Below are 23,410 nucleotides of genomic sequence, written 5' to 3'. Positions count from 1 at the left end.
TCTCCCCCGCACTCGTGTGCTCTCCGAAAGGACCTCACCTCCGTGACTGTCGACTTCATCGTCGCGACCCCGCATGACGCCCTCGAGTTCAACGACGTCTACCGCAACACCACCGGCAGCGCCGGCTACCTGGCCTGCAACAACATCTACAACCGCGTCATCCTCAACGAGTGGAACGAGATCAACGCCTTCCCCGACCTCGCCACCCACTGGGAGCGCCTGGACGGCGCCCGCCGCTGGCGCTTCCACCTCAACCACGCCGCCCGCTGGCACGATGGCGAACCCCTCACCGCACACGATGTCGTGTACACCCACCTGCACGCGAAGGAGATGGGTTACACCGGCGGCCGGTTCCTCCGCGACGTAGTAGATATCGTCGCGGTGGACGACCACACCGTCGACTATCACCTGAGCTCGCCGAACTCCGGCTTCCTGGTCCTGCTCGGCAACTTCATCTTCACCCACATCCTGCCGCGACACCTCTACGAAGGCACCAACTGGGCGACCAATCCGCACAACCTCGCCCCGGTCGGCTCCGGCCCGTTCCGGCTGGCCGAGTGGGTGCCGGGCGAACACGTCATCATGGAAGCGGTCAAAAACCACTGGGGGCCTCAACCACAGATCGACCGGCTCATCCTCAAAATCGTCCCCGACCGCGACGAATGTGTCCGGATGGTCACCCGCGGCGAGGCACACTACTTCCCGCAAGACACTCTCACCCGGGATCGCCTGCACCTCCTCGACGGTGCGACGGCGAACATCGAGCTGATGCAGGACCCTGGCCCGGGTATGGCCCTGCTCGACTTCAACCACACCCAACCCCGGTGGCAGGACGGACGGGCCCGGCGGGCCATCGCCCACGCCATCAACCGCGCCGACATCGCCGCTTTGGGCGACCCCGGTGTCTCCCAGGCGTGGGACCACTACCTGCTCGCCACCTCCGAGTGGGCGTTCAACCCCGACGCCATCGCACCCGCCCACGATCTCGACCAGGCGCGTGCGTTGCTGGCCGAGGCCGGGATCACCGGCGGGTCGAGCACCGCCCCGCTGCGCCTGTACTACATGGATCTTTTCCACGGCCACCGCCCGCTCGCCGAGATCATCACCAGCCAGCTCGCCGCGGCCGGGCTCGACGTCGAGTTCCGGGGGCTCACCTCCGTGGAGTGGGCCGACCAGGTGACGGCCCGCCGTGACTTCGACCTGATCATCGTCGGCGGGTCCATGACCCCGGACCCGGAGATCATGTCGCCCAAATACACCAGTGATGGCCAAGGCAACATGGCCGGGCACCACAACCCCGACGTCGACGCCGCCTTCGTCGCCGCCCGGGAGGCCACCACCCTGGCCGAACGAGGCGATCACTACCGACGGTTGCAGGCGATCTGGGCCCGCGACACCGAATGGGTCCCGCTCTTCTGGTACGGCACCTACTTCGCCCGCAGCACCAACTTCTTCGGGTGGTCTGACCAGGTGGGATATTCCGTGCCATGGTGGCACTGGGGTCGCATCCGGCCGGTCGGGACCAGCCCGGCCTGACGTCACTCACCACCAAAGAGAGCAGCGTCCATGGGCAGACTCATAGTGCGGAGGCTGGCCAGCGCCGTCGGCGTACTTGTCTTGTCGTCGATGGTCATCTTCCTCGTGATCTCCGTGTCCGGGGACCCGCTGGCCGAACTGCGCGACCGCCAACCACCAGTGCCGGACTCGGTGATCGAGGCCGAGGAACACCGGCTCGGACTCGACCAGCCCCTGGTCCAGCGATACATCACCTGGATCACCGGGCTGTTCCAGGGCGACTTCGGACCGTCCACCACCGCCACCCGCGACATCGGCGCCGAGTTGACCAGCCGGCTCGGTGTCACCCTCCGGCTGGTCGTGGTCGCCATCGTCCTGGCACTCGTACTCGCCATGCTGGCCGGCACCGTGTCCGCGCTGCGGCAGCGGCGCTGGCCCGACGTGGTGCTCACCCCGGCGGCGTTCGTGCTGCTCGCACTGCCGTCGTTCTGGCTGGCGGTCCTGCTCAAACAGTGGGGTATCGGGTTCAACAACCTGTTCGGCTACCAGGTCTTCGCCACCGTGGGAGCGTCGTCGGTGCCGCCGCCCGACGGAGTGATCGCGGCCGTTCTCGACGCCATGGCCCACCTGATGCTGCCGACGATCGTGCTCGCCCTCGTCCATTTCGCGACGTGGAGCAGGTATCAGCGCACCGCCGTCGTGGAGAGCCTGGCCAGCGACCACGTCCGCTTCGCCGTGCTCAAAGGATTGTCCCGCCGACGCATCGTCCGCTCCTACGTCGTGCGGCCCGCGCTGATCCCGATCATCACCATCGTCGCGCTGGATCTGCCGGTGTTGTTCTCCGGGGCCATCATCACCGAGACCGTCTTCCAGTGGCGCGGCATGGGTGGGTTCCTCCTGGAGTCGATCACCTTACGCGACACCAACGCCGTCCTGGCGTGGCTACTGGTAGCCGCCACTGCCGTCGTCCTGTTCAACCTGATCGCGGACCTGCTGTACGCGGTCGCCGACCCGAGGGTGCGCTATGGCGACTAACGACCTCGGACCTGGAATGGTGTCCGCCCCGACGGCTCCGGGTCCGCCACGGACCCGCCGCGCCGCTTATGTCCTTCGCCGATTCCGCCGCCACCGGTTAGGGGTCGCCGGGCTGACCGTCCTCCTGCTGCTGGTGCTCGTCGCCGTCGTCGCCCCCAGGTTCTGGCCCTACGACTACGGCGAGATCACCCCGGATCTGTCCCAGCCGCCGTCGCCGGCCCACCCGATGGGCACCGACACACTCGGCCGCGACCTGTTGGCGCAGATCCTGCGCGGGTTGCAGCAATCACTGCTGATCGCGTTCTCGGTGACGGTGGTCGCCTGTTTCATCGGCGTGGTCCTCGGGGTGGTGGCCGGCTACTTCGGCCGGTATGTCGACGCCACGGTCATGCGCCTGGTCGACCTCACCCTCACGCTGCCGACCATCGCGATCGCGGCTTTCCTCGGCTCCGTGGTATCGGCGGGCGGGGTGTCGTGGAGCGCGCTGGCGCTGGTGCTCGGTGCACTGATGTGGACGTCGGTCTCGCGGTTGGTCCGCGGGGTAGTGCTCAGCCTGCGCGAGTTGCCGTACATCGACGCCGCCCGGGTGATGGGCGCCGGGCATCTGCGGATCATGTTCCGCCATCTGGTGCCGAACGTCGCCGATCACATCATCGTCGCGGCAACGCTGATGTTCGGAACCGCGATCCTCGCCGAAAGCGGACTGTCGTTCCTCGGCTTCGGTGTGCAACCCCCGGACACGTCGCTGGGGTTGCTCGTGGCCGACGCACAATCGGCGGTGTTGACCCGGCCCTGGCTGTTCTACTTCCCCGGTCTGCTGATCATCCTGATCGTGTTGTCGGTCAACTACGCCGGCGAGGGTCTGCGCGACGCGTTCAACCCCAAGTCGTCGCCGGTGAACCCGTTGACCACACCCAGCCGCGCGGTACGGCGAGCGCGGGCGGCCGCCACCGCGTCGGCTGCCCGGACCCGCCCCGCCGGCTCGAGCGGTCCGCAGCGTCCCGACACCCTCGTCGACATCGCCGGGTTGACGGTCGATTTCGCCGGGCAGCCCGCGGTACACGATCTCGACCTCTCCATTCGCCGCGGGGAAGTCGTCGCGCTGGTCGGCGAGTCCGGCTCAGGGAAAAGTATGACGGCCCTGTCATTGGTGGGTCTGGTCCCGCCAGCCGCGCTCTGCACCGGTTCCATCCGGTTCGACGGCGACGAGATGACCGATCTGAGCTTCGAGCGGTGGCGGCGGTACCGGGGCCGGCGGATCGCGATGATCCTGCAAGATCCGTCCACCTCGCTCAATCCGGCGCTCACCATCGGTGCCCAGTTCGCGGATTCGATGCGGCTGGCCGGGCTGAGCGGCCGGTCGGCCACCGACCGGGCCGTCGAGCTGCTCGACAGCGTCGCCATCAAGGATCCGCGAAGTGTGTTGACCCACTATCCGCACCAGTTGTCCGGAGGGATGCGGCAGCGGATGGCGATCGCGCTGGCCATGATCCACGACCCCGACCTGATCATCGCCGACGAGCCCACCACCGCACTCGACGTCACCGTCCAGGCGCAGGTGATGGCGACGCTGGCGATCGCCCGCGAACGCACCGGCGCCGCGATGTTGTTCATCACCCATGACCTCGCCCTCGTGGCCGGGATCGCCGACCGGGTCGCGGTCATGCGGGCGGGCGTCGTCGTCGAAGAAGCCGACGTGTTCAGCATGTTCGACGCACCACAACACGAATACACCCGGAAGCTGCTCGCGCTCGCCCCCCACCTCGGATCCGACGGGAGGCGCCCGTGACCACCACATCCACCGAGGCCGTACTGGCCGTGTCCGGGCTGGCCACCCACTTCAAGCCGAGCCGGCGGGCCCGGCGACGCGGGGCCGGCGTGGTGCACGCGTTGTGTGGGGTGTCCTTCGAGCTCGCCGAGCGGGAGACCCTGGGCGTGGTCGGCGAATCTGGTTCGGGCAAGACGACGCTGCTCCGTTCCATCCTCGGACTGGAACGGCCCACGGCCGGTCACGTGCGGTTCTCCGGCACCGACCTGAGCCAGCTCCGTGGCGCGGACGCCCGCCGGTTCCGGACCCACATGTCGGTGGTCTTCCAGGATCCGTACACCTCACTCGACCCGCGGATGACCGTCGCCGACGTCATCAGCGAACCGGCCCGCATCCAACGAGTACCGATGCCGACCAGCCGACTCGTCGAGCTGTTGGACCAGGTCCGGCTCCCCGCGGCGAGTATGGACCGATTCCCGCACGAGTTCTCCGGCGGGCAGCGGCAGCGGATCGCCATCGCCCGGGCGCTGGCTCTGGACCCCCGGCTCATCGTGCTCGACGAACCGGTGTCGGCGCTGGACGTGTCCGTTCAGGCGGAGATTCTGGGTCTGCTTCGCGACCTCCAGGAGCAGCGGTCGGTGTCGTACCTGTTCGTGGCGCACGACCTCGCCGTCGTCGCCGACCTGTCGCATCGGGTGGGTGTCATGTTCGGCGGCCAGATGGTCGAGCTTGGCACCACCAGTCAGGTCATCGGCTCCCCGCACCACCCGTACACCCAGGAACTGCTGTCCGCGGTTCCGATTCCCGATCCGCGGGCCGAGCGGGCCAAACCACGCACACTCACCCGCGCCTGGCCGACCGACGATAGCCGGCCTGCCCCGTGCCCGGTCGGCGAGATCCTCTGACCGGCGCTAGTCACTCAAGGAGAGAACCACGTTGACTGTCGACTTCATCGTCGCGACCCCGCATGACGCCGTCGAGTTCAACGACGTCTACCGCAACACCACCGGCAGCGCCGGCTACCTGGCCTGCAACAACATCTACAACCGCGTCATCCTCAACGAGTGGTACGACATCAATGCACACCCGGACCTGGCGACCCACTGGGAATGCCTGGACGGCGCCCGCCGCTGGCGTTTCCACCTGAACAAGGCCGCCCGCTGGCAGGACGGCGAACCCCTCACCGCACACGACGTCGTCTACACCCACAGCCATGCCAAAGAGATGGGTTATCAGGGGGCCATGTTCCTGACCGACGTCGAGCGGATCGTCGCGGTGGACGACCACACGGTGGACTACCACCTGAGCTCGCCGAACTCCGGCTTCCTGGTCCTGCTCGGCAACTTCATCTTCGCGCACATTCTGCCGCGGCATCTGTACGAAGGAACGGACTGGGCGACCAATCCGCACAACCTCGCCCCGGTGGGTTCCGGCCCGTTCCGGCTGGCCGAGTGGGTGCCGGGCGAACACGTCATCATGGAAGCGGTCAAGAACCACTGGGGGCCACGGCCACAGATCGACCGGCTCATCCTCAAAATCGTCCCCGACCGCGACGAATGTGTCCGGATGGTCACCCGCGGCGAGGCACACATCGTTCCACAAGACACGCTCACCAGAGACCGGCTGCACCTGCTGGACGGCACCGACGTCGAGCTCTTCACCCGCGAGGGGCCCGGGATGGCCCTGCTCGACTTCAACCACACCCAACCCCGGTGGCAGGACGGACGGGCCCGGCGGGCCATCGCCCACGCCATCAACCGCGCCGACATCGCCGCTTTGGGCGACCCCGGGGTCTCCCAGGCGTGGGACCACTACCTGCTCGCCACCTCCGAGTGGGCGTTCAATCCCGAGGCGAGGGCGCCGGGGCACGACGTCGAGCAGGCGATGCGGCTCTTCGACGAGGCGGGGCTGACCGCCGACGCCGCCGGCCGGCGCGGCCCGCTCCGGATGTACTACATGGACATGTTCCACGGCCACCGCCCGTTGGCTGAGATCGTCGCCCGGCAGCTCGGTGCTGTGGGCTTCCAGGTCACCTTCGACGGTCTGCCGTCGGTGGATTGGGCCGAGCGGGTCCGCCGCGACCGCAAGTTCGACCTGATCATCGTCGGCGGCTCGATGGCGCCGGACCCCGAGATCACGGCGACGAAGTACTCGTCGACCGGGCGGAACAACATGGGTGGGCACCGCAACCCCGACGTCGACGCCGCCTACCAGGCCGCCCGGGAGGCCACCACGCTGACCGAACGAGGCGAACACTACCGACGGTTGCAGGCGGTCTGGGCCCGCGACACCGAGTGGGTCCCCCTCTTCTGGTACGGCATGTACTACCCGCGCAGCAAAGACTTCTTCGGCTGGGCCGACCAACTCGACTACACCGTGCCGTGGTGGCACTGGGGCCGGATGCGGCCAGTGGCCGGCTGACGCCTTCCGACGCCTGGGGCCGAGCCCGGGGTTGGTGCGGGGTGTCCACGTCGTGGCCACCCCGGCGCCGACTCCGGGGACCAGGCTCTAAGGTGGTCGCCGTGAGCCGTGACGACGGTCGGCTGGTCGCCGAGATCCGAGCTGCGCTCCGGGCTGCCGCTGACCCGGACAAAGCAGAGCCGATGCGGGCCTACATGAAGTCGCAGATGCCGTTCCTCGGGGTGCAGAAGCCGACCCGGGCTCGCGCGTTGCGGCCGGTACTGCGGGCGCACACCCTGCCCGACCACCGCTCCTGGGAGGCGGCCGTCCGCGATCTGTGGGACGGCGCGAAGTACCGCGAGGAGCGTTATGCCGCTACTGATGTTGCCCAGGCGCGCGCCTACACCGAATGGGCCAGCGACCCCACGTCACTCCCCCTTTACGATCATCTGATCGTCACCGGCGCGTGGTGGGATCACGTGGACGACGTCGCCATCCACCTGGTGGGCCGGGTGCTGCGGGCTCATCCGCAGGCGACCGCGCCGGTCATCCGGGCCTGGTCGCGTGATCCCGACCGCTGGCGCCGCCGCACGGCGGTGATCTGTCAGGTGGGTTCGGGCGAGGAGATCGACATCGAGCTCCTACGGGAATGTGTGCTAGCCAACCTCGACGATCAGGACTTCTTTCTCCGCAAGGGCATCGGCTGGGCGCTACGCCAGCACGCCAAGCTCGACCCCGCGTGGGTGCGGACGTTCGTCTCCATCCACCATGATCAACTCTCCCCGTTGTCCCGCCGGGAGGCGCTCAAGAACGTGTTGTCCTGTACCTGACCGGCGCGTCGAGCTCGACACGCGGGGCGGGATGGCGAGTATTGTTACTCGTGAGTAATATGGCGTCAGAGCAGGTGCCAATCCGGCCGCGGGGTAATGTCCACGAGACACATCGTTCCCGTGCCGATGGCGCCCGCGGCCATCGCCGTCCGCCCATGCAGGAGGGTTTCGTGTCCCCGTCTACCAGGCAACTTCGAGATGTCGCGTTCATCGACGGCGTGCGTACGCCGTTCGGCAAGGCGGGCGGTATGTACGCCGAGACACGCGCGGACGACCTCGTCGTCAACTGCATTCGCGAGTTGTTGCGGCGCAACCCGTCGCTGCCTCCGGAACGTATCGGCGAGGTCGGCATCGCCGCCACCACCCAGACCGGCGACCAAGGGCTCACCATCGGCCGCACCGCGGCACTGCTGGCCGGACTGCCGCGTTCCGTCCCGGGTTTCGCCATCGACCGCATGTGCGCCGGCGCGATGACCGCCGTCACCACCGCTGCCAGCGGGATCGCCTTCGGCGCCTACGACGCGGTGATCGCCGGCGGAGTCGAGCACATGGGCCGGCACCCGATGGGTGAAGGCATCGACCCCAACCCCCGGTTCTTGTCCGAACGGCTCGTCGACCCGTCCGCCCTCGTCATGGGCAACACCGCGGAGAACCTGCACGACCGGTTCCCGCACCTCACCCGGGAGCGCGCCGACACCTACGCCGCGGCCAGTCAGGCGAAGCTCGCCAAGGCTTACGCCGACGGCAAGATCCAACCCGACCTCGTACCGGTCGCCACCCGCAGCACCGAGTCCGGATGGGGGCTGGCCACCGCTGACGAACCACCCCGGCCGGACACCACCGTCGAAGGTCTCGCCGGGCTGCGCACGCCGTTCCGCCCCCACGGCCGGGTCACCGCGGGCAACGCCGCCGGCCTCAACGACGGCGCCACCGCAGCCCTACTCACCGACACCACCACGGCCGCCGAACTCGGACTGACCCCCAAGATGCTCCTGCGGGCGTACGCGTTCACCGGAGTCGAGCCGGAAATGATGGGCGTCGGCCCCATCTCCGCCACCGAGCGGGCGCTCCAACAGGCCGGCCTGACCATCGACGACATCGGCCTCATCGAGATCAACGAGGCGTTCGCCGTCCAGGTGCTGGCGTTCCTCGACCACTTCGGCATCGCCGACGACGACCCCCGCGTCAACGGTTACGGCGGCGCCATCGCCGTGGGCCACCCACTGGCGTCGTCGGGTGTACGTCTCATGAACCACCTCGCCCGGCAGTTCGAGGACCACCCCGACGTCCAGTACGGCATCACCACACTGTGCATCGGGCTCGGCATGGGCGGCACCGTCGTCTGGGAGAACCCGCACTACTCCCCCGCCGCCCAGCAGGACACCGACCGCCCCGCTGACGATCAGGAGGCCGCAGCCTGATGACCACCGCCGACACCTTCCCGACCTTTCCCGACGAGGTCGTCAGCCACGCCCACGTCACCTTCGTCGACCTGCCGCTCGGGGCCGGCAAGGCGGCACTGATCACCGTCGACAACGGATTCGACCACAAGAAACCCAACACCCTCGGACCCACCACTCTGCGCGGCCTGGAGCGGGCCATCGACACGGCCTACGCCGAACCCGGCGTCGTCGCCGTCGCCATCACCGGCAAACCGTTCATCCTGGCCGCCGGCGCCGACCTCAAAGGTATGGCGATGATCGCCGACCACGGCCAGGCGGTCGAGGTCGCCCGGCTAGGCCACCAGGTCTTCGGCAAACTCGCCGACGGCCCAGTGCCCACCTTCGGCCTGATCAACGGCCTCGCCCTCGGTGGCGGGCTGGAGATCGCCCTCAACTGTACCTACCGCACGGTCAGCAAGGCGGCCAACGGGCTCGGCCTGCCCGAGGTGTTCCTCGGCCTGATCCCCGGCTGGGGTGGGGCCTGGCAGGTGCCCAACATCGCCGGTCCCGACACCGCGGTCACCGTCATGGTCGAGAACCCCCTGAACCAGAACCGGATGCTCAACGGGCCGAAGCTGGCCGAACTGGGCCTCGCCGACGTTGCCCTCGACGCGGCCGACTTCATCGAGCAGTCTCTGGCCTGGGTCGCGAAGGTGGTCCGTGGAGACATTACGGTCGAGCGGGCGCCGATCGACCGGAGCGAATCCGCCTGGGAGGCCGCGGTAGCCCGTGGCCGGGCCATCGCCGACGCCAGGGTGCACGGCGCCGCGCCGGCTCCATACCGGGCGCTGGAGCTGATCTCCGCTGCGCGCACGTCGTCGCGGGAGGAAGGGTACGCCGCCGAAGACCAAGCGTTGGCCGACCTCGTCATGAGTGAAGAACTGCGGGCCGGGCTCTACGCGTTCGACCTCGTCCAGCGTCGTGCCAAGCGACCGGCCGGCGCACCCGACAAGGACCTCGCCCGGCCGGTCGCCAAGGTGGGAATCGTCGGCGCCGGGCTGATGGCCAGCCAGCTGGCGCTGCTGTTCGCGCGGCGGCTCGAGGTCCCCGTCGTCATGACCGACCTCGACGACGAACGCGTGAACCGCGGCGTCGGCTACGTCCATGCCGAGGTCGACAAACTCCTCAGCAAACGCCGGATCGGCCCCGACCAAGCCAACCGCATAAAGGCCCTGGTCACCGGCTCCACCGACAAGTCGGTCTTCGCCGACGCCGACTTCGTCATCGAAGCCGTCTTCGAGCAGATGGACATCAAGAAGCAGGTCCTCGGTGAGCTCGAGTCGATCGTCTCTTCCGAGTGCATACTGGCCACCAACACCTCGTCGCTGTCCGTGACCGAGATGGCATCGGTCCTCAAGGTGCCCGGCCGTCTCGTCGGGTTCCACTTCTTCAACCCGGTCGCGGTGCTGCCTCTGCTGGAGATCATCCGCGGCGAACAGACCGACGACGCCACATTGGCCACGGCGTTCGCCGCCGCGAAGTCGCTCAAGAAGTCGGCCGTCCTGGTGAAGGACGCACCCGCGTTTGTGGTCAACCGGCTACTGCTACGGCTCACCGCGGAGATCCTGTCCGCGGTCGACCAAGGTACACCGCTAGACGTAGCCGATCGGGCGCTGCTGAAACTCGGCCTGCCAATGTCGCCGTTCGCGCTGCTCCAGCTGGTCGGGCCCGCCGTCGTGCTCCACGTCTTGGAATCGCTCAACGCCGCCTTCCCCGACCGGTTCCCCGTGTCGGACAACCTGCGCCGGCTAGTCGAGGCTGGTAAACCAGGTGTCTGGTCATGGGATGAGGAGGGCCAGCCATATCTCGACGACGACACCGCGGCGCTGCTTGAGCATGGCGACGACCCCCTGACCGACGACGGCGTACGCGAACGCGTGTTGACCGCACTGGCCGAGGAGATCCGGCTCATGTTGGACGAGTCGGTCGTCGCCGAGGCACAAGACATCGACCTGTGTATGATCCTCGGCGCCGGTTACCCGTTCCACCTGGGTGGTATCACTCCGTACCTCGACCGGTCCGGCGTCGCCGAGAAGACCACCGGCCGCCGCTTCCTCCCGCCCGGAGTCGCCAGCCTCCCCTCCCCCTAACCCCTTGCGCACCTGATCTCCGTTTTGTCACCTGATCGTTTCTGCCGGGGCGATCAGGTGTCGGAACGACGGGGCGCGGCGCGGTGTGCTGCACCTGATCGCCTCCACCATGCGGACGCTCTAAGGATCAGATGCCGAAAAGTCGTTGTGGTGGCTAGTCGTGCATCTGATCGTCATAGTGCCCACCGCGCCGTTCTGCTCACCATTTGTGGACGTGTATGACCGTCACCGCGGGGCCGGCCGTCGTCATGGTGGCGGGGCTGTAACAAGCGTCCTTATGGCGAGGCGCCGTGTGCAGTAAGCCTCCTTGTTGTTGCCCTGGCGACAGTAAGCCTCCTTGTGCCCGGAGCGAATGCCGCAGCAAGGCTCCTTGTTGTTGCCGGGAGATCAGCACGTTTCCTTTTGCGGTAGGGGGCCGGGCTGCCCTGTCTCGGACTTCGCTACCGCCAGATGGTGTTAGGGGCCGGATTCGGGCTTGAACACCATCTGGCGGTAGCGAAGTGCGCGAGGTCGCACCGGGATCGGCGGCGTGTCCCGTCGCCCGCGCTCAGCACACCTGATCGCCCCGCCAGGAACGATCAGGTGACAAAACGGAGATCAGGTGCACAACGGGGGTGGGTGAAGCGGGAGAGGGCGGGGCCGCCCGGTCACGAGCAGCCCCGCCCTCTGGGGATGGTTACTCCATTCTAGATACCTGAGCCAATATCACGTTCACTGCAGTAGTGTCCACAACTCCGGTGAGACGTCCGGCGTCGAGCCCGGCACGGAGATGTGCGGCTGCCGCGCGTTGAACAGCTCTCCCTGGTGATTCACCACCGACCACGCGTGGTACGGCGTGCCCGGCTCCCAGTGCTCGACGTCCACCGGCGCGATGCGGCTGGTCCGACCGTCGGGTGCAACGGTGCGCACCAGGGCCGACGAACCGACCGGCGTGGTACCCGGGTAGGTCTGCCAGTGCCGTCCACCCGTGCTGGAGTACTGGATCGTGAACCCGGGGTACCGCACGTTGGCCGTCAGCAGGCCGTCGTCGTCGATCTCGGCTCCCGGCAGCGGGATGCGGTAGTTGACGCCGACGTCGGGCAGGCCCACAACCTGGTAGTACGACAGCAGCGGCAGGGTTACCTGGCTGAGTGTGTTCAACCACACGTCCCAGTGCTGTGGCATCTCCTCGGGACTCGGGATGTCGCGCACCCAGGCCCGCTCCGCCACGCCCAGCAGCCGTGGGAACGCCTGATATTCGCGGATCTCAGGCGCCTTGGCGTTCTCTCCCCACATTTGGGCTTCGATGCCGAGGATGTTTCCCTTGCCTTCTTCGGTCAACTGCTCCCAGTCGGGGTTCGGGGTGAACGGGTTGCCCCAGCGGTCGACGGTGGCCGTGGAATAGACGTCGAACGGCTGGTAGGTGAAGGTGTTCTCCTCGTCGATGTAGTTGGCCCAGTAGTAGCCGGGCTCATCTGGATCCTTGTTGTACGCCAGGTCCAGGTACAACGCGGTGGCGTGGGCCAGGATGACCTCGCGGCCTTCGTTGGCGTACCGGTAGGCGAGCTCTTCCAGCCCCCAGCCCCACACGTTCTGCCACGCCATCGGGGCGAAGTTGTCGAGCATCGGAGCGTCGCCGACGGTCAGGACTTCTTCCCATCCCGTGGTTGCCGTCGCGGCGCTGAGCGCGATGTCGTTCCACTTCGTGACGAACATGTCCCACAGCTCGTCGTCGTCCTTGCCGGCCGTCTCCGGGTTCTCCTGGCAGATCGGCGAGAACGCGGCCCACATGTTGCGGTCCGGGTCTCTCGGCGGTTCGTCGGCACCGAGGTGGATCCTGGTGAGCTCCAACCCCGCTTCGTCGTACATCTCCGCCACTTCGTCGACGACCTTCTGCAGGAACGTGTATGTGCTGTCCCGGCAGGGGTTGATCAGGTTGTCGTTGTAGAGCTGCACGCTGCGGGTTTCGGTGGTGTCGTCCGGGTCGATCAGCCGGAACTCTTCGGCCGCCTCCGGGTCTTCGTCCTTGAGCCGCTCGTAGCGCCGCTCCATGGCCTGCACCGAGGAGCGGGCGTGGGCCGGGAAGTTCAGCTCCGGGTAGACGTCGATGTGTCGTTCGGCGGCATACTCGAGGATCTCGACGAAGTCGTCGGCGGTGTAATGACCGCTGCCTTTGCCGACGAGGTTGGCCGTGGCCTGCTCCATACCCTGGAACGTCGGGACCCGGCCGAGGTTGGCCTCCTGGCGGTCGGCGGGTTTGCCTTCGATGTTGTCGCCGGGTAGGAGATCGTTGCCCGATCCCATACCCAGGTGCAGCATTTCCACCTCGTCGAGGTCGAATCCGCGGCGCGCTCCGAAGTCGGTCAGCTCGGGCAGGCCCGGGATCTCCAGCCGCCAGCCTTCGTCGTTCGTGATGCCGAAGTGGAGCTGGTTCAGCTTGGTGAAGGACATCAGGTCCAGGAACTTCAAGATCGTTTCTTTGCTCTCGAAGTGCCGGCCGACGTCGATGTGTAGACCCCGGAATCCGAACAGGGGCGCATCGGCGATGCTGGCCCGCGGGATCTCGGCCCGCTTGGCTTTGGTGCCCGACGCCGCCTGCTCGTAGACGTCGACCGGGATCAACTGGCGTAGCGTTTGGATGCCGTAGAGGACACCCGCCGCGTCGGCGCCGACGATGTGGATGTCGTGTGTGCCGATGTCGAGGGTGTAACCCTCCGGGTCCGGGTCTCCGTCCCCGTCGACGTCGAGATATGGGTCGATCGACAGGTCGATGATCCGCTTCTTCTTGCCTTCGTGGCGGGGGAAGTCTCCGTCGAGGACATCGGTCAAGGCCGAACGGAGATAGTCGGCTTCACCGCTGAGCTGTCCCGGGTGCCGGATGTCGTACCGGTCGTCCAGCTTCAGCGTGCCCTGACCCTCGGTGGCGGAGAGCGGACGCGGCTGGATCCGGTCGGCCAGCTCCAGGTCGATGAGCTCGGTGGTGTTCTCCTCGAACCGGCTCGCCGCCGACTCGACCGGGCGTACGTCGCCGGAGAAGGCGGTGGTCTGTGCCGGGTCGGTTGGATCGAGCAACGCCTTGCCAGGCACCCAATGGGGCGGTCCGCCGTCGTAGGAGATGTGATACCCCTGCGGGGCGTCGGTCTTGTGAATGGTCCAGAGCTGGACCAGGAAATCTACCTCGCGCCGCTCACCCGGGTCGACGGCGTCGAAGGTGTCGGTGGGCCGGATGACGTAGTAGTCGCCGCTGTCCGCGGCGTCGGCCCGGCTCACCTCGAGGCCCTGATCGGCGAGTTCCTGCCGGGCGTCGTCGTTGACGATCGCCGTTGGTGGACGGACGAAGTTGAAGAACAACTCCCAATTGTCGTCCAGGGCGCAACTGGTGTCGTTGTTGTGGATCGTCAATGCGGTACGCACCGACGTCGCACCGCTGGAATGCTCGACCGGCTGGAAGGTGATCAGCAGGTCGGTTGGTGTGGGGTAACAGCTTCCCTGCTGGTCGTCGCCGGCGCTGGTGGCGACGCTGGCGACTACCAACGCACCAGCCAAGCCGGTCGCAGCCAGCAGGCGTGGAATGGATGATCTGACCGGGGATTTCATCGCTTGGCCCTCTCGATGGGGAGACCGGGTAGACACGTGCGACGAGGGAAGGAGAGATCGACGGACATCAGGACCAACAGACCACGCACGCACACGCCGGCTCAGTGCTTGCGGGCCATATCGGCAGGCACGCTGCCCCGTCGGCTACTCATGCTTCCGATCGGCGCGTCCGGCCGTCGACGGTGACGGGCGAAGGCTCCGCGGACATGGCAACCGATCAATTAGGAAAGGTCCCTGCCAAATTGCTGGTTTAGTGTCTACCGGGCCACCATAGGCTTGTCAAGACCCTCGAGCGACACCTGGAACCACAACGCTGCCGAGCTAGTCCCCGCCCTGCTCAGGCGGCGACGACCTCGTGTTATGTCCGGTGTCACCAGCCTCGTCGCGCCGCTCCGTGACCGGCTGGGAGCCCACGAGATCGTCGTCGTCGACCTCGGGCACGCGCGCACCGGGCATCCCCACCTCGCTGGCCTCTCGTTCGGCGGCCTCTATATCCATGGCCTCCTTGTGTGCGGCCTCCTGCTCCCGCATCTTTCGCCGCCAACCGATGATCGCCGCGGTGATCGCTCCAGCCACCGGAATCGCCAGGAACAGCCCCACCAGACCGAACGCGAATCCCGCTCCGGTGGTGAGCACCAGCGTGATCAACGGGTGGAACCGGACCGCCCGCGACATCAGCAGCGGCGACAGGACGTTGCCTTCGATCTGCTGCACCGCCAACACGATCAACAGCGCCCAGATAGCGGTGCTCAGGCCGCCGGAGAAGAACGCCACCATCACCGCGAACGCACCGGCCAGGGTGGCGCCGACGAGTGGCACGTATCCCATCACGAACGTCAGGGCACCGATCGGGACGGCCAGCGGAACGTCGAGAATCAACAGGCCGAGCCCGATGAAGAACCCGTCGACCAGACCCGTCACCGTGGAGGCGTAGAACCAGTTGCCGGTGGTCTTCATCGACGCCTTGAACGCCACGTGTGCCGGCGCCTGGTGCTCTGGCCGTAGAGTCCGAACGAACTGTTCCCACAGCTTGTCACCGCTGGTCAACGCGAAGATCGTGAAGAAGATCGCGATCAGGAGGACGGCGGCGAAGTTGCCGACCAGGGTGATACCGGTGGCCGCGGCCTGCCCGACCCCGCTGAGGACGTCACCCAGTTGGTCTTGGACGTCGTCCAGCAGATCCTGAATGTTGCCCGTATCAAGGCCGAACGGCCCCTCCTCGAACCACTCCGTGAACTCCTGCACGGCGCCGGTGACCGACCGGACCATGTCGTCCCACGATTCGATGACTTCGTAGACGACGAAAAAGACGATCCCCGAGAAGAAACCCAGAAAGAGCAGAACCGAGATCAACGACGCGAACACCGCGGGGATCTTGTACGAACGCAGCCATCGCGCCAGCGGCCACAGCAGCGAGACCATGGCGAAACCCAGGACGACCGCCATGGCAATGAACTTGATCTGCATGACCAGGTACACCGAGGCGGCGATCACCAACCCGATACCCAGCAGCCGCCAGGCCACCGCACCCTCGCGCTGGAGCCAGTCGGCACCTTCGTGGTGCGGCCCGTTGGTGTCGTGTTTGTTGTGCCGTCGGCCGATGAGTTTGGGCACGCCTACACCGTTCCGCTGGGTGACGGCATCGACTCGTTGGACTCCAGCGCGGCAACCAGCCCGGAAATCTCCCGCGCCAAACCTTGCCCGGTGAGGCCCAACTCATCGAGGACGCCGGCTCGTTTGCCATGATCGAGGAACTGCGCTGGGATGCCGAAATTGTGGACCGGGACGTCGACGCCGTGGTCGCGGATCAGTTGCGCCAACGACGCACCGACACCGCCGACCCTGGTGTTGTCCTCCGCGGTGACGACGAGCCGATGCTCGCCGGCCCACCGCACGAGCACCTCGTCGAGGGGTTTGACCCACCGGGGGTCGACGACGGTGACCCCCACCCCCTGGGCCCGCAACCGCTCGGCCGCCTCGACGCCCGCCGCCGCCATCGCGCCGACCGCCACCAACAGCACATCCGCCGCTTCGCCTCGGGCCAAGACGTCACATGTGCCTGCCCGTTCGAGGGCCGGGACCTCGATCTCGGCCGACTCCTTACCCGGGAACCGGACCACGGTCGGTGCGTCGGCGACCTCCAGCGCCTCGTCGAACTGCTCCACGAGCTGCGTGGCATCACGCGGCGCCGCCAGGCGCAGGCCGGGTACCACCTGGAGGATGGACATGTCCCACATCCCGTGGTGTGATGCGCCGTCCGGGCCGGTGATGCCGGCCCGATCGAGGACGAACGTCACCCCGGTCTGGTGCAGCGCACAGTCCATCAAGACTTGGTCGAATGCCCGGTTGAGGAAGGTCGAGTAGATAGCCACCACCGGATGCAGGCCGGCCAGGGCCATGCCGGTGGCCGACGTGACCGCATGCTGCTCGGCGATCCCGACGTCGAACGTGCGGTCCGGGAAGGCCCGCGCGAACGCCTCCAAGCCGGTGGGGCACAACATGGCCGCCGTGATGGCGACGACGTCGGGCCGTCGGCGCCCGGCGGCTACGAGCGCCTCGCTGAACGTGTGGGTGAGCGCGCGACCGGAGCGGCCGGTGGGTTCGCCGGTGAGGGGATCGAACGCCGACGGGCTGTGCATGTGGTCGACCTCGTCTCGCACCGCGACGTCGTACCCGTGGCCCTTCTGCGTCAAGCAGTGCACGATGACCGGGCCACCGAACCGTTTGGCCTGGGTGAGCGCGTGCTCGACGGCATCGCGGTCATGGCCGTCGACCGGCCCGATGTACTTGAGCCCGAGGTCCTCGAACATTCCCTGCGGCGCCAGCAGGTCCTTCAACCCCTTCTTCAGCCCGTGCAGGGCTTCGTACGTCGCATGGCCTACCAGCGGGGTGCGGTTCAAGGACCGTTTGACGAGATCGAGTGCCTGCTCGTACCGCGGGTCCGTGCGCAATCCGAACAGGTGCCGGGCCAAGCCGCCCACCGTCGGCGAGTACGAACGGCCGTTGTCGTTCACCACGATGACCAGCGGACGTTTGTTCGGGTCGGTGGGGGCGTCGCCCGCGATGTTGTTGAGCGCCTCCCAGGACATGCCGCCGGTGAGCGCGCCGTCGCCGACGAGAGCCACCACGGTGCGGTCCCGCTCGCCGCGCACCGCGAATGCCTTCGCCATGCCGTCGGCATGCGACAGCGCGGTGGACGCGTGTGAGTTCTCTACCCAGTCATGGGCGCTCTCCGCCCGGCTCGGGTAGCCCGACAGCCCACCCTTGGACCGGAGGGTGTCGAACCGGTCCACGCGGCCGGTCAGCAGCTTGTGCACATACGACTGGTGCCCGACGTCGAAGATGATGGGGTCGCGCGGCGAGTCGAAGACCCGGTGCATGGCGATGGTGAGCTCGACGACCCCCAGGTTGGGGCCCAAATGCCCGGCGGTACGCGACACCGTGCGCACGATCAGGTCGCGGATCTCCGCGGCCAGTGTGTCGAGTTCGGCCGCCGACAGACTCCGCAAGTCTCGGGGCTCATTCACCCGTTCGAGCACGCCCAACGCGCCTCGCCTCCTCTACCGGACTACGGCGCCATCCTATGTGCTGAACCGGTCAGGTCATCGGCGGCCTACGCACCCTGCCCTGGGCCATTCAAGATGCCGCCGTGCCCACAAATGTGCAACGGTAGTGCATGTGAACCAATGGATCACTTCGCCCCGGCGGTGGATCGGTGCGGGCATCGCTCTGCTGGGCGCTCTCACCGTCTCCATCAGCGTCTATCCCGCCTGGTACGGGGATGAGGGGCCTCAGGACTGGCCGCTACAGCAACTGTTCCAGGCCAGCCCCGCGGGTACGGCCACGGCGTACTGGGGCTCGGTGGCCGCCCCATTGGCCGTGGTCGGCGCCTTGGGCCTGCTCGGCGCGGTGTTGCGGTTCCGGTTCATCCTCGGCTTGGCCTGGCTGATCGGCGCGGTGACCTTCGTGCTGTGGACGGTGATGCGGATGATCGACGGCAACTGGCAGACAAGTGAGCTGTCCGGTGGTGTGTGGCTGTGCATCATCGGGCTGGTTGTGCTGCTCGGTGGCATCCTCGGGATGGGCCCGCGCGAGGAGGGCGTCGAGGCACCGCTGTCGGTGTTCGACGGCGACCCGCCGCAATAGGCGCGCCGCAGCCTGCGCCGCAGCCCTCGTCTCCTCGCCGCGAGCGTCTACCCGTCAGCGCAGGCTGCGCAGTGCCGACCCACTTGTTGGACTTCCGAACACGATCGGAATACTATAAAAACCATGACACTCGCAGCTGACTTCCCCGCGGCCATCCGGCGCTCCTCGGACCTGAGCAAGCACTCCGCCGAGGTCTTCGCCGAGGCAGAGGACCACCCTGTCACGGTGACCCGCCGCGACGGCGAGTCCCTGGTGCTCATGTCCAAACGCGAAGCCGACGCCCGGGCCGAACTCCTGCACATCGCGGCCACGCTCATCACGGTGACGCTCGATGACGGCCCCCTGACCGAACGCATGGCTAGCCGGTACCCATGGATGTACGCGCTGAGCGCTGAAGACCGGCAAGAATGCGCTCGAGACCTCATCGACGCCGCGCGCGCATCCTTCTCGACGCATCAGCCGCACTTGGCGATCGCCAAGCTCACCAGCTGGCGCGAGACGGCCACGGCAATCGCCGCGGGTCTGGGCTCGCAGCCGGTCGAGTGGCTCGACGAGGACGACGAAGCTGGCAGTGACACGGTCGTCGAGCGTCCCTGATCATGCCCAAGGAGTCCCTGGTCCCGCGACCGGCGAAAAGGTCAGAGTACGTGTTGAAGTACGCCACCAAGCAGTCCGAGAAGGGCTGGCGCGACCTCGTGGCGACGATCAGGAATCCCATGAGCGACACCTGGGACTTCCTGACCCACACACCCCTGACGAAGACACCGACCAACTACCCGCTCGAGGGATCCCTGGGCACGATCACACGGGGCGGGCGGACTTACGAGCGATGGCAGCACAAGCCCACGCTGAAAGGCACTGCACGGGTGTGGTTCTACGTCGACGGCAGCACCGTCTACCTGGAGCAGGTCCACACCTCGCATCCCAACGAGACGAAGTAGCCGGGCATGGGGTCCTTTACTCCTCGGCGTGAGTGGGTGCACCGGTATCTTGACCGGCTGGGGCAACAACGACGGCCACGGGACAAGTGGTCCCGGATTCTGCGTGATGGCGGATTTGACGTCGACGAGGCACGGTGCGAATTGGCCGGATCGCAGTCGGGGAACAACTGGACCGAGCACGCGCTCAAATGTTCTCCCGATCCGCAGTCCATCCGGGGGACCACCTGCGCAGGCTCGCCGACAGCGTCGACACGGATCCTCGGCTCGCTGTGAGCACCGCCAAGTGCATGCTCACCGCCCGCAGGCAGAGCTACGCCAGTGGGGCGAAGGTACCTGCCCTGGTCGACGCCGCCCAGTAATCGCTCGGCCTCGCGGCCAAGTCGTTCAGCGACGAGGACCGCGCGTTTCGCCCGGGCCCTTGCAGTCGCTGGTCACCCTCACCCCGAGTGTGACCCAGTTCAGGAACAGCGTCGGCATCGACCCACGGAGCCCGAGGAGGTGCCGAGGTGGGTCCGTCCGCCACGCGCCGAGGGCCCTGCAGGTCTGGTCGCCGACCGTGGCCGCGCTTGGGTGTCGATGATGTGTACCAACATATGTGGATGGCCAGCGCTTCCAGGGCCATGCTGGCGGCACCCGCAGAGGCGACTATCAGAGGTTCCATGCTCCAGCAGCACACGACGGACCACGGAACAGCACAATACAAGCTCCCCGCCAGGCCGATGCCTGACGGGGCACGTTCTGTGGGACTCTAGGACCGCGATCGAAGTATGTCTCTCGTGCAGCTGAACAGTCTCATATTCGAGCAGGTCACTTACTACCGACAAGTTCACGCAGCACGTACTGCATGATGCCGCCGTGCCGGTAGTAGTCGGCCTCACCCGGTGTGTCGATCCGGACCACCGCGTCGAACTCGATCTCACCCTGGCTACCGCGGGCCTTGACCTTCACGGTGGCCGGAGTGTCACCCGCGTTCAGGGCCTCGACCCCGGTGATGTCGAAGGTCTCCTCGCCAGTCAGGCCCAGCGACTCCGCGCTCTCGCCGTCGGGGAACTGCAGCGGCAGCACACCCATGCCGATCAGATTGGACCGGTGGATCCGCTCGAAGGATTCCGCGATGACCGCCCGGACCCCCAACAACGCGGTGCCTTTGGCCGCCCAGTCGCGCGACGAACCCGAACCGTACTCCTTGCCCGCCAGGACCACGAGTGGGATGCCGGCTTCGGCGTAGGCGACGGAGGCGTCGTAGATGGTGCTGACCGGGGCGTCCGCTGGGTCGGAGGCCTGGGTGAAGTCGCGGGTGAAACCACCTTCGGTACCCGGGGCGAGCTGGTTGCGTAGCCGGATGTTGGCGAAGGTGCCGCGGATCATCACCTCGTGGTTGCCCCGACGGGAACCGTAGGAGTTGAAGTCGCGCCGCGCCACGCCGTGCGATGACAGATACTCCCCCGCCGGAGAGTCGAGTTTGATGGCGCCGGCCGGGCTGATGTGGTCGGTGGTGACCGAGTCGCCCAGTTTGGCCAGGGCCCGCGCTCCGCTGATGTCGGCGACCGGGCTCGGCTCGGCGCTCATGCCGTCGAAGTACGGTGGCTTGCGCACGTAGGTGGACTGCGGGTCCCACTCGAACGTGTTGCCCGTGGGGGTCGGCAGCGACTGCCACGTCTCGTCACCGGCGAACACGTCGGCGTAGTCGCGGGTGAACATCTCACTCGCGAGAGCGGAGTCGACCACCTCTTCGATCTCTGCCGGGGAGGGCCAGAGGTCGCTCAGGTACACCGGCTGCCCTTGCGCGTCCGTACCGAGCGGATCGGTGGTGAGATCGAGGTCCATGGTGCCCGCCAGCGCGTACGCCACCACGAGCGGTGGCGAGGCGAGGTAGTTCATCTTGACGTCGGGGTTGATCCGGCCCTCGAAGTTGCGGTTGCCGGACAACACCGATACGACGGCGAGGTCGTTCTCGTTCACCGCGGCCGACACCGCCTCCGGGAGTGGCCCGGAGTTCCCGATGCACGTGGTGCAGCCGTAGCCCACGAGGTGGAACCCTAGCTTCTCCAGGTACGGGGTGAGCCCGGCTCGCTCGTAGTAGTCCATGACCACTTTGGAGCCAGGGGCCAGGGTGGTCTTCACCCAGGGTTTGCGGTTTAGGCCACGCTCGACGGCCTTCTTCGCGACGAGGGCGGCGCCGACCATCACCGATGGGTTGGAGGTGTTGGTGCACGACGTGATAGCCGCGATGACGACGGCGCCGTGGTCGATCACGCATTCGGTGCCGTCATCGAGGGTGATGGGCACCGGCTTCGACGCGCGGCCGTTGGACCGGGCGGCGGCGGACACGAGTTCACGCGGTGTCTCGCCGCCGTCGCCGTGGTGTACCGACACCGGGTCGCTGGCCGGGAAGGTCTCCTCCACGGCTTCGTCGACATCGGTGTGTGGGACCGGCTCGTCGGCGACGTAATCACGCAACGACGTACGGAAGGCGACCTTGCCGTCGGACAGCGACACCCGGTCCTGCGGGCGTTTCGGGCCGGCGATCGAGGGGACGACGCTACCGAGGTCGAGTTCCAAGTATTCCGAGTACTCCGGCTCGACCGACGGGTCGTGCCATAGCCCCTGCTCCTTGGCGTACGCCTCGACCAGCGCCACCTCTTGCTCACTGCGGCCAGTGAGCCGCAGGTAGCGCACCGTCTCTTCGTCGATGGGGAAGATGGCGATCGTCGAGCCGTATTCGGGGCTCATGTTGCCGATGGTGGCCCGGTTGGCCAGCGGAACCTCGGGTACACCGGGGCCGTAGAACTCGACGAACTTGCCGACGGCACCGTGCTGGCGCAGCTTCTCGGTGATGGTGAGCACGAGGTCGGTGGCGGTAGCGCCGTCCGGCAACGCGCCGGACAGCTTGAAGCCCACCACCCGCGGGATCAGCATGCTGACCGGCTGGCCAAGCATCGCCGCCTCGGCTTCGATGCCGCCGACGCCCCATCCGACCACACCCAGGCCGTTGACCATGGTGGTGTGGCTGTCGGTGCCGACGCAGGTGTCCGGGTACGCGACACCGTCGCGCACCATGACGGTGCGGGCGAGGTGCTCGATGTTGACCTGGTGCACGATGCCGGTGCCTGGCGGCACCACCTTGAAGTCGTGGAACGCACCCTGGCCCCAGCGGAGGAACTGGTAGCGCTCTTTGTTGCGCTCGTATTCGAGCTCGACGTTGCGGGCGAACGCGTCCGGCGCGCCGAAGACGTCGGCGATGACGGAGTGGTCGATGACCAGTTCGGCCGGCGCCAGCGGGTTGATCCGATCCGGGTCTCCGCCGAGATCGCTCATGGCCTCGCGCATGGTGGCGAGGTCGACGATGCACGGGACCCCGGTGAAGTCCTGCATGACCACCCGGGCGGGCGTGAACTGGATCTCAGTGCTGGGTTTGGCCTTAGCGTCCCAGTCGACCAGCGCACGTACGTGATCGGCGGTGATATTGGCGCCGTCCTCGGTGCGCAGTAGGTTTTCCAGCAGGATCTTCAAGCTGTACGGCAGGCGCTCGACCGGCCCGGCGGCAGCCAGCCGGTAGATCTCGTACGTGTCTCCCCCTACCTGGAGAGTGCCCTGCGCACCGAAGCTGTTCTTGCTCGCCACGTCCAATCCCAACCTTTCGCCTTCGCCGTCGTGCGGCCCAGAA

15 protein-coding genes are annotated in these 23,410 nt (G+C 67.1%); 11 read left to right on the top strand and 4 right to left on the bottom strand.

Annotation, left to right across the window (positions count from 1 at the left end):
* Nucleotides 1-42 precede the first annotated feature (42 nt).
* The 8 genes from G8760_RS09590 to G8760_RS09555 all read left to right on the top strand — a co-directional run bounded on the left by G8760_RS09590 (nt 43) and on the right by G8760_RS09555 (nt 11,080).
* Entirely contained in the window at nt 43-1,536 is a 1,494-nt protein-coding gene (locus G8760_RS09590; RefSeq protein ID WP_166350306.1) for an ABC transporter substrate-binding protein, read from the top strand.
* A gap of 30 nt (nt 1,537-1,566) precedes the next feature.
* The gene (locus G8760_RS09585; protein WP_166350304.1) at nt 1,567-2,550 is read left to right on the top strand and encodes an ABC transporter permease; all 984 of its coding nucleotides are present in this window, start codon (nt 1,567-1,569) and stop codon (nt 2,548-2,550) included.
* Entirely contained in the window at nt 2,540-4,339 is a 1,800-nt protein-coding gene (locus G8760_RS09580; protein WP_166350302.1) for a dipeptide/oligopeptide/nickel ABC transporter permease/ATP-binding protein, read from the top strand. Before G8760_RS09585 ends, G8760_RS09580 begins: the two co-directional genes overlap by 11 nt.
* Entirely contained in the window at nt 4,336-5,223 is an 888-nt protein-coding gene (locus G8760_RS09575) for an ATP-binding cassette domain-containing protein (RefSeq protein ID WP_166350300.1), read from the top strand. Before G8760_RS09580 ends, G8760_RS09575 begins: the two co-directional genes overlap by 4 nt.
* Nucleotides 5,224-5,254: 31 nt before the next feature.
* Nucleotides 5,255-6,739 carry an ABC transporter substrate-binding protein gene (locus G8760_RS09570; protein WP_166350298.1) on the top strand — a complete coding sequence of 495 codons (1,485 nt, stop codon included), beginning with the start codon at nt 5,255-5,257 and terminating at the stop codon, nt 6,737-6,739.
* Nucleotides 6,740-6,840: 101 nt separating this feature from the next.
* Nucleotides 6,841-7,548, top strand: a complete 708-nt coding sequence (locus G8760_RS09565; protein ID WP_166350296.1) for a DNA alkylation repair protein — start codon at nt 6,841-6,843, stop codon at nt 7,546-7,548.
* 155 nt (nt 7,549-7,703) lie between these two features.
* Complete coding sequence (locus G8760_RS09560; protein ID WP_166350294.1) at nt 7,704-8,969, top strand: thiolase family protein; 1,266 nt, start codon at nt 7,704-7,706, stop codon at nt 8,967-8,969.
* The gene (locus G8760_RS09555; RefSeq protein WP_166350292.1) at nt 8,969-11,080 is read left to right on the top strand and encodes a 3-hydroxyacyl-CoA dehydrogenase NAD-binding domain-containing protein; all 2,112 of its coding nucleotides are present in this window, start codon (nt 8,969-8,971) and stop codon (nt 11,078-11,080) included. The genes G8760_RS09560 and G8760_RS09555 overlap by 1 nt, the downstream gene beginning before the upstream one ends.
* 711 nt (nt 11,081-11,791) lie before the next feature.
* Here G8760_RS09555 and G8760_RS09550 read toward each other — a convergent pair.
* The 3 genes from G8760_RS09550 to dxs all read right to left on the bottom strand — a co-directional run bounded on the left by G8760_RS09550 (nt 11,792) and on the right by dxs (nt 18,201).
* Entirely contained in the window at nt 11,792-14,656 is a 2,865-nt protein-coding gene (locus G8760_RS09550; RefSeq protein ID WP_166350290.1) for a family 20 glycosylhydrolase, read from the bottom strand.
* Nucleotides 14,657-14,977: 321 nt separating this feature from the next.
* Nucleotides 14,978-16,270 carry an AI-2E family transporter gene (locus G8760_RS09545; protein WP_166350288.1) on the bottom strand — a complete coding sequence of 431 codons (1,293 nt, stop codon included), beginning with the start codon at nt 16,268-16,270 and terminating at the stop codon, nt 14,978-14,980.
* 2 nt (nt 16,271-16,272) lie between these two features.
* The gene (gene dxs / locus G8760_RS09540; RefSeq protein ID WP_166350286.1) at nt 16,273-18,201 is read right to left on the bottom strand and encodes a 1-deoxy-D-xylulose-5-phosphate synthase; all 1,929 of its coding nucleotides are present in this window, start codon (nt 18,199-18,201) and stop codon (nt 16,273-16,275) included.
* 133 nt (nt 18,202-18,334) lie between these two features.
* Between dxs and G8760_RS09535 the strand changes: the two genes are divergently transcribed.
* The 3 genes from G8760_RS09535 (at nt 18,335) to G8760_RS09525 (ending at nt 19,743) form a co-directional block, all read left to right on the top strand.
* Entirely contained in the window at nt 18,335-18,802 is a 468-nt protein-coding gene (locus G8760_RS09535) for a hypothetical protein (RefSeq protein WP_166350284.1), read from the top strand.
* Between the two features lie 123 nt (nt 18,803-18,925).
* Complete coding sequence (locus G8760_RS09530; protein WP_166350282.1) at nt 18,926-19,399, top strand: prevent-host-death protein; 474 nt, start codon at nt 18,926-18,928, stop codon at nt 19,397-19,399.
* Between the two features lie 2 nt (nt 19,400-19,401).
* Nucleotides 19,402-19,743, top strand: coding sequence for a hypothetical protein (locus G8760_RS09525; protein ID WP_166350280.1), 342 nt, complete (start codon nt 19,402-19,404; stop codon nt 19,741-19,743).
* An 807-nt stretch (nt 19,744-20,550) separates the two neighbouring features.
* Here the strand turns inward: G8760_RS09525 and G8760_RS09520 are convergent.
* Nucleotides 20,551-23,367: an aconitate hydratase gene (locus G8760_RS09520; RefSeq protein WP_281355139.1), complete on the bottom strand. Its 2,817-nt coding sequence runs from the start codon at nt 23,365-23,367 to the stop codon at nt 20,551-20,553.
* Nucleotides 23,368-23,410: the final 43 nt, after the last annotated feature.

It is taken from the genome of Phytoactinopolyspora limicola (genome assembly GCF_011320225.1).
GTDB classification, from domain to species: domain Bacteria; phylum Actinomycetota; class Actinomycetes; order Jiangellales; family Jiangellaceae; genus Phytoactinopolyspora; species Phytoactinopolyspora limicola.
This window is presented reverse-complemented; position numbering and strand designations above follow the sequence as displayed.

What these genes read in the sequence shown, in the direction of transcription:
- G8760_RS09560 (WP_166350294.1), top strand. Translation starts at nt 7,704, where the DNA reads ATGCAGGAGGGTTTCGTGTCCCCGTCTACCAGGCAACTTCGAGATGTC.
- G8760_RS09580 (WP_166350302.1), top strand. Translation starts at nt 2,540, where the DNA reads ATGGCGACTAACGACCTCGGACCTGGAATGGTGTCCGCCCCGACGGCT.
- G8760_RS09550 (WP_166350290.1), bottom strand. Translation starts at nt 14,656, where the DNA reads ATGAAATCCCCGGTCAGATCATCCATTCCACGCCTGCTGGCTGCGACC.
- G8760_RS09555 (WP_166350292.1), top strand. Translation starts at nt 8,969, where the DNA reads ATGACCACCGCCGACACCTTCCCGACCTTTCCCGACGAGGTCGTCAGC.
- G8760_RS09585 (WP_166350304.1), top strand. Translation starts at nt 1,567, where the DNA reads ATGGGCAGACTCATAGTGCGGAGGCTGGCCAGCGCCGTCGGCGTACTT.
- G8760_RS09530 (WP_166350282.1), top strand. Translation starts at nt 18,926, where the DNA reads ATGACACTCGCAGCTGACTTCCCCGCGGCCATCCGGCGCTCCTCGGAC.
- G8760_RS09525 (WP_166350280.1), top strand. Translation starts at nt 19,402, where the DNA reads ATGCCCAAGGAGTCCCTGGTCCCGCGACCGGCGAAAAGGTCAGAGTAC.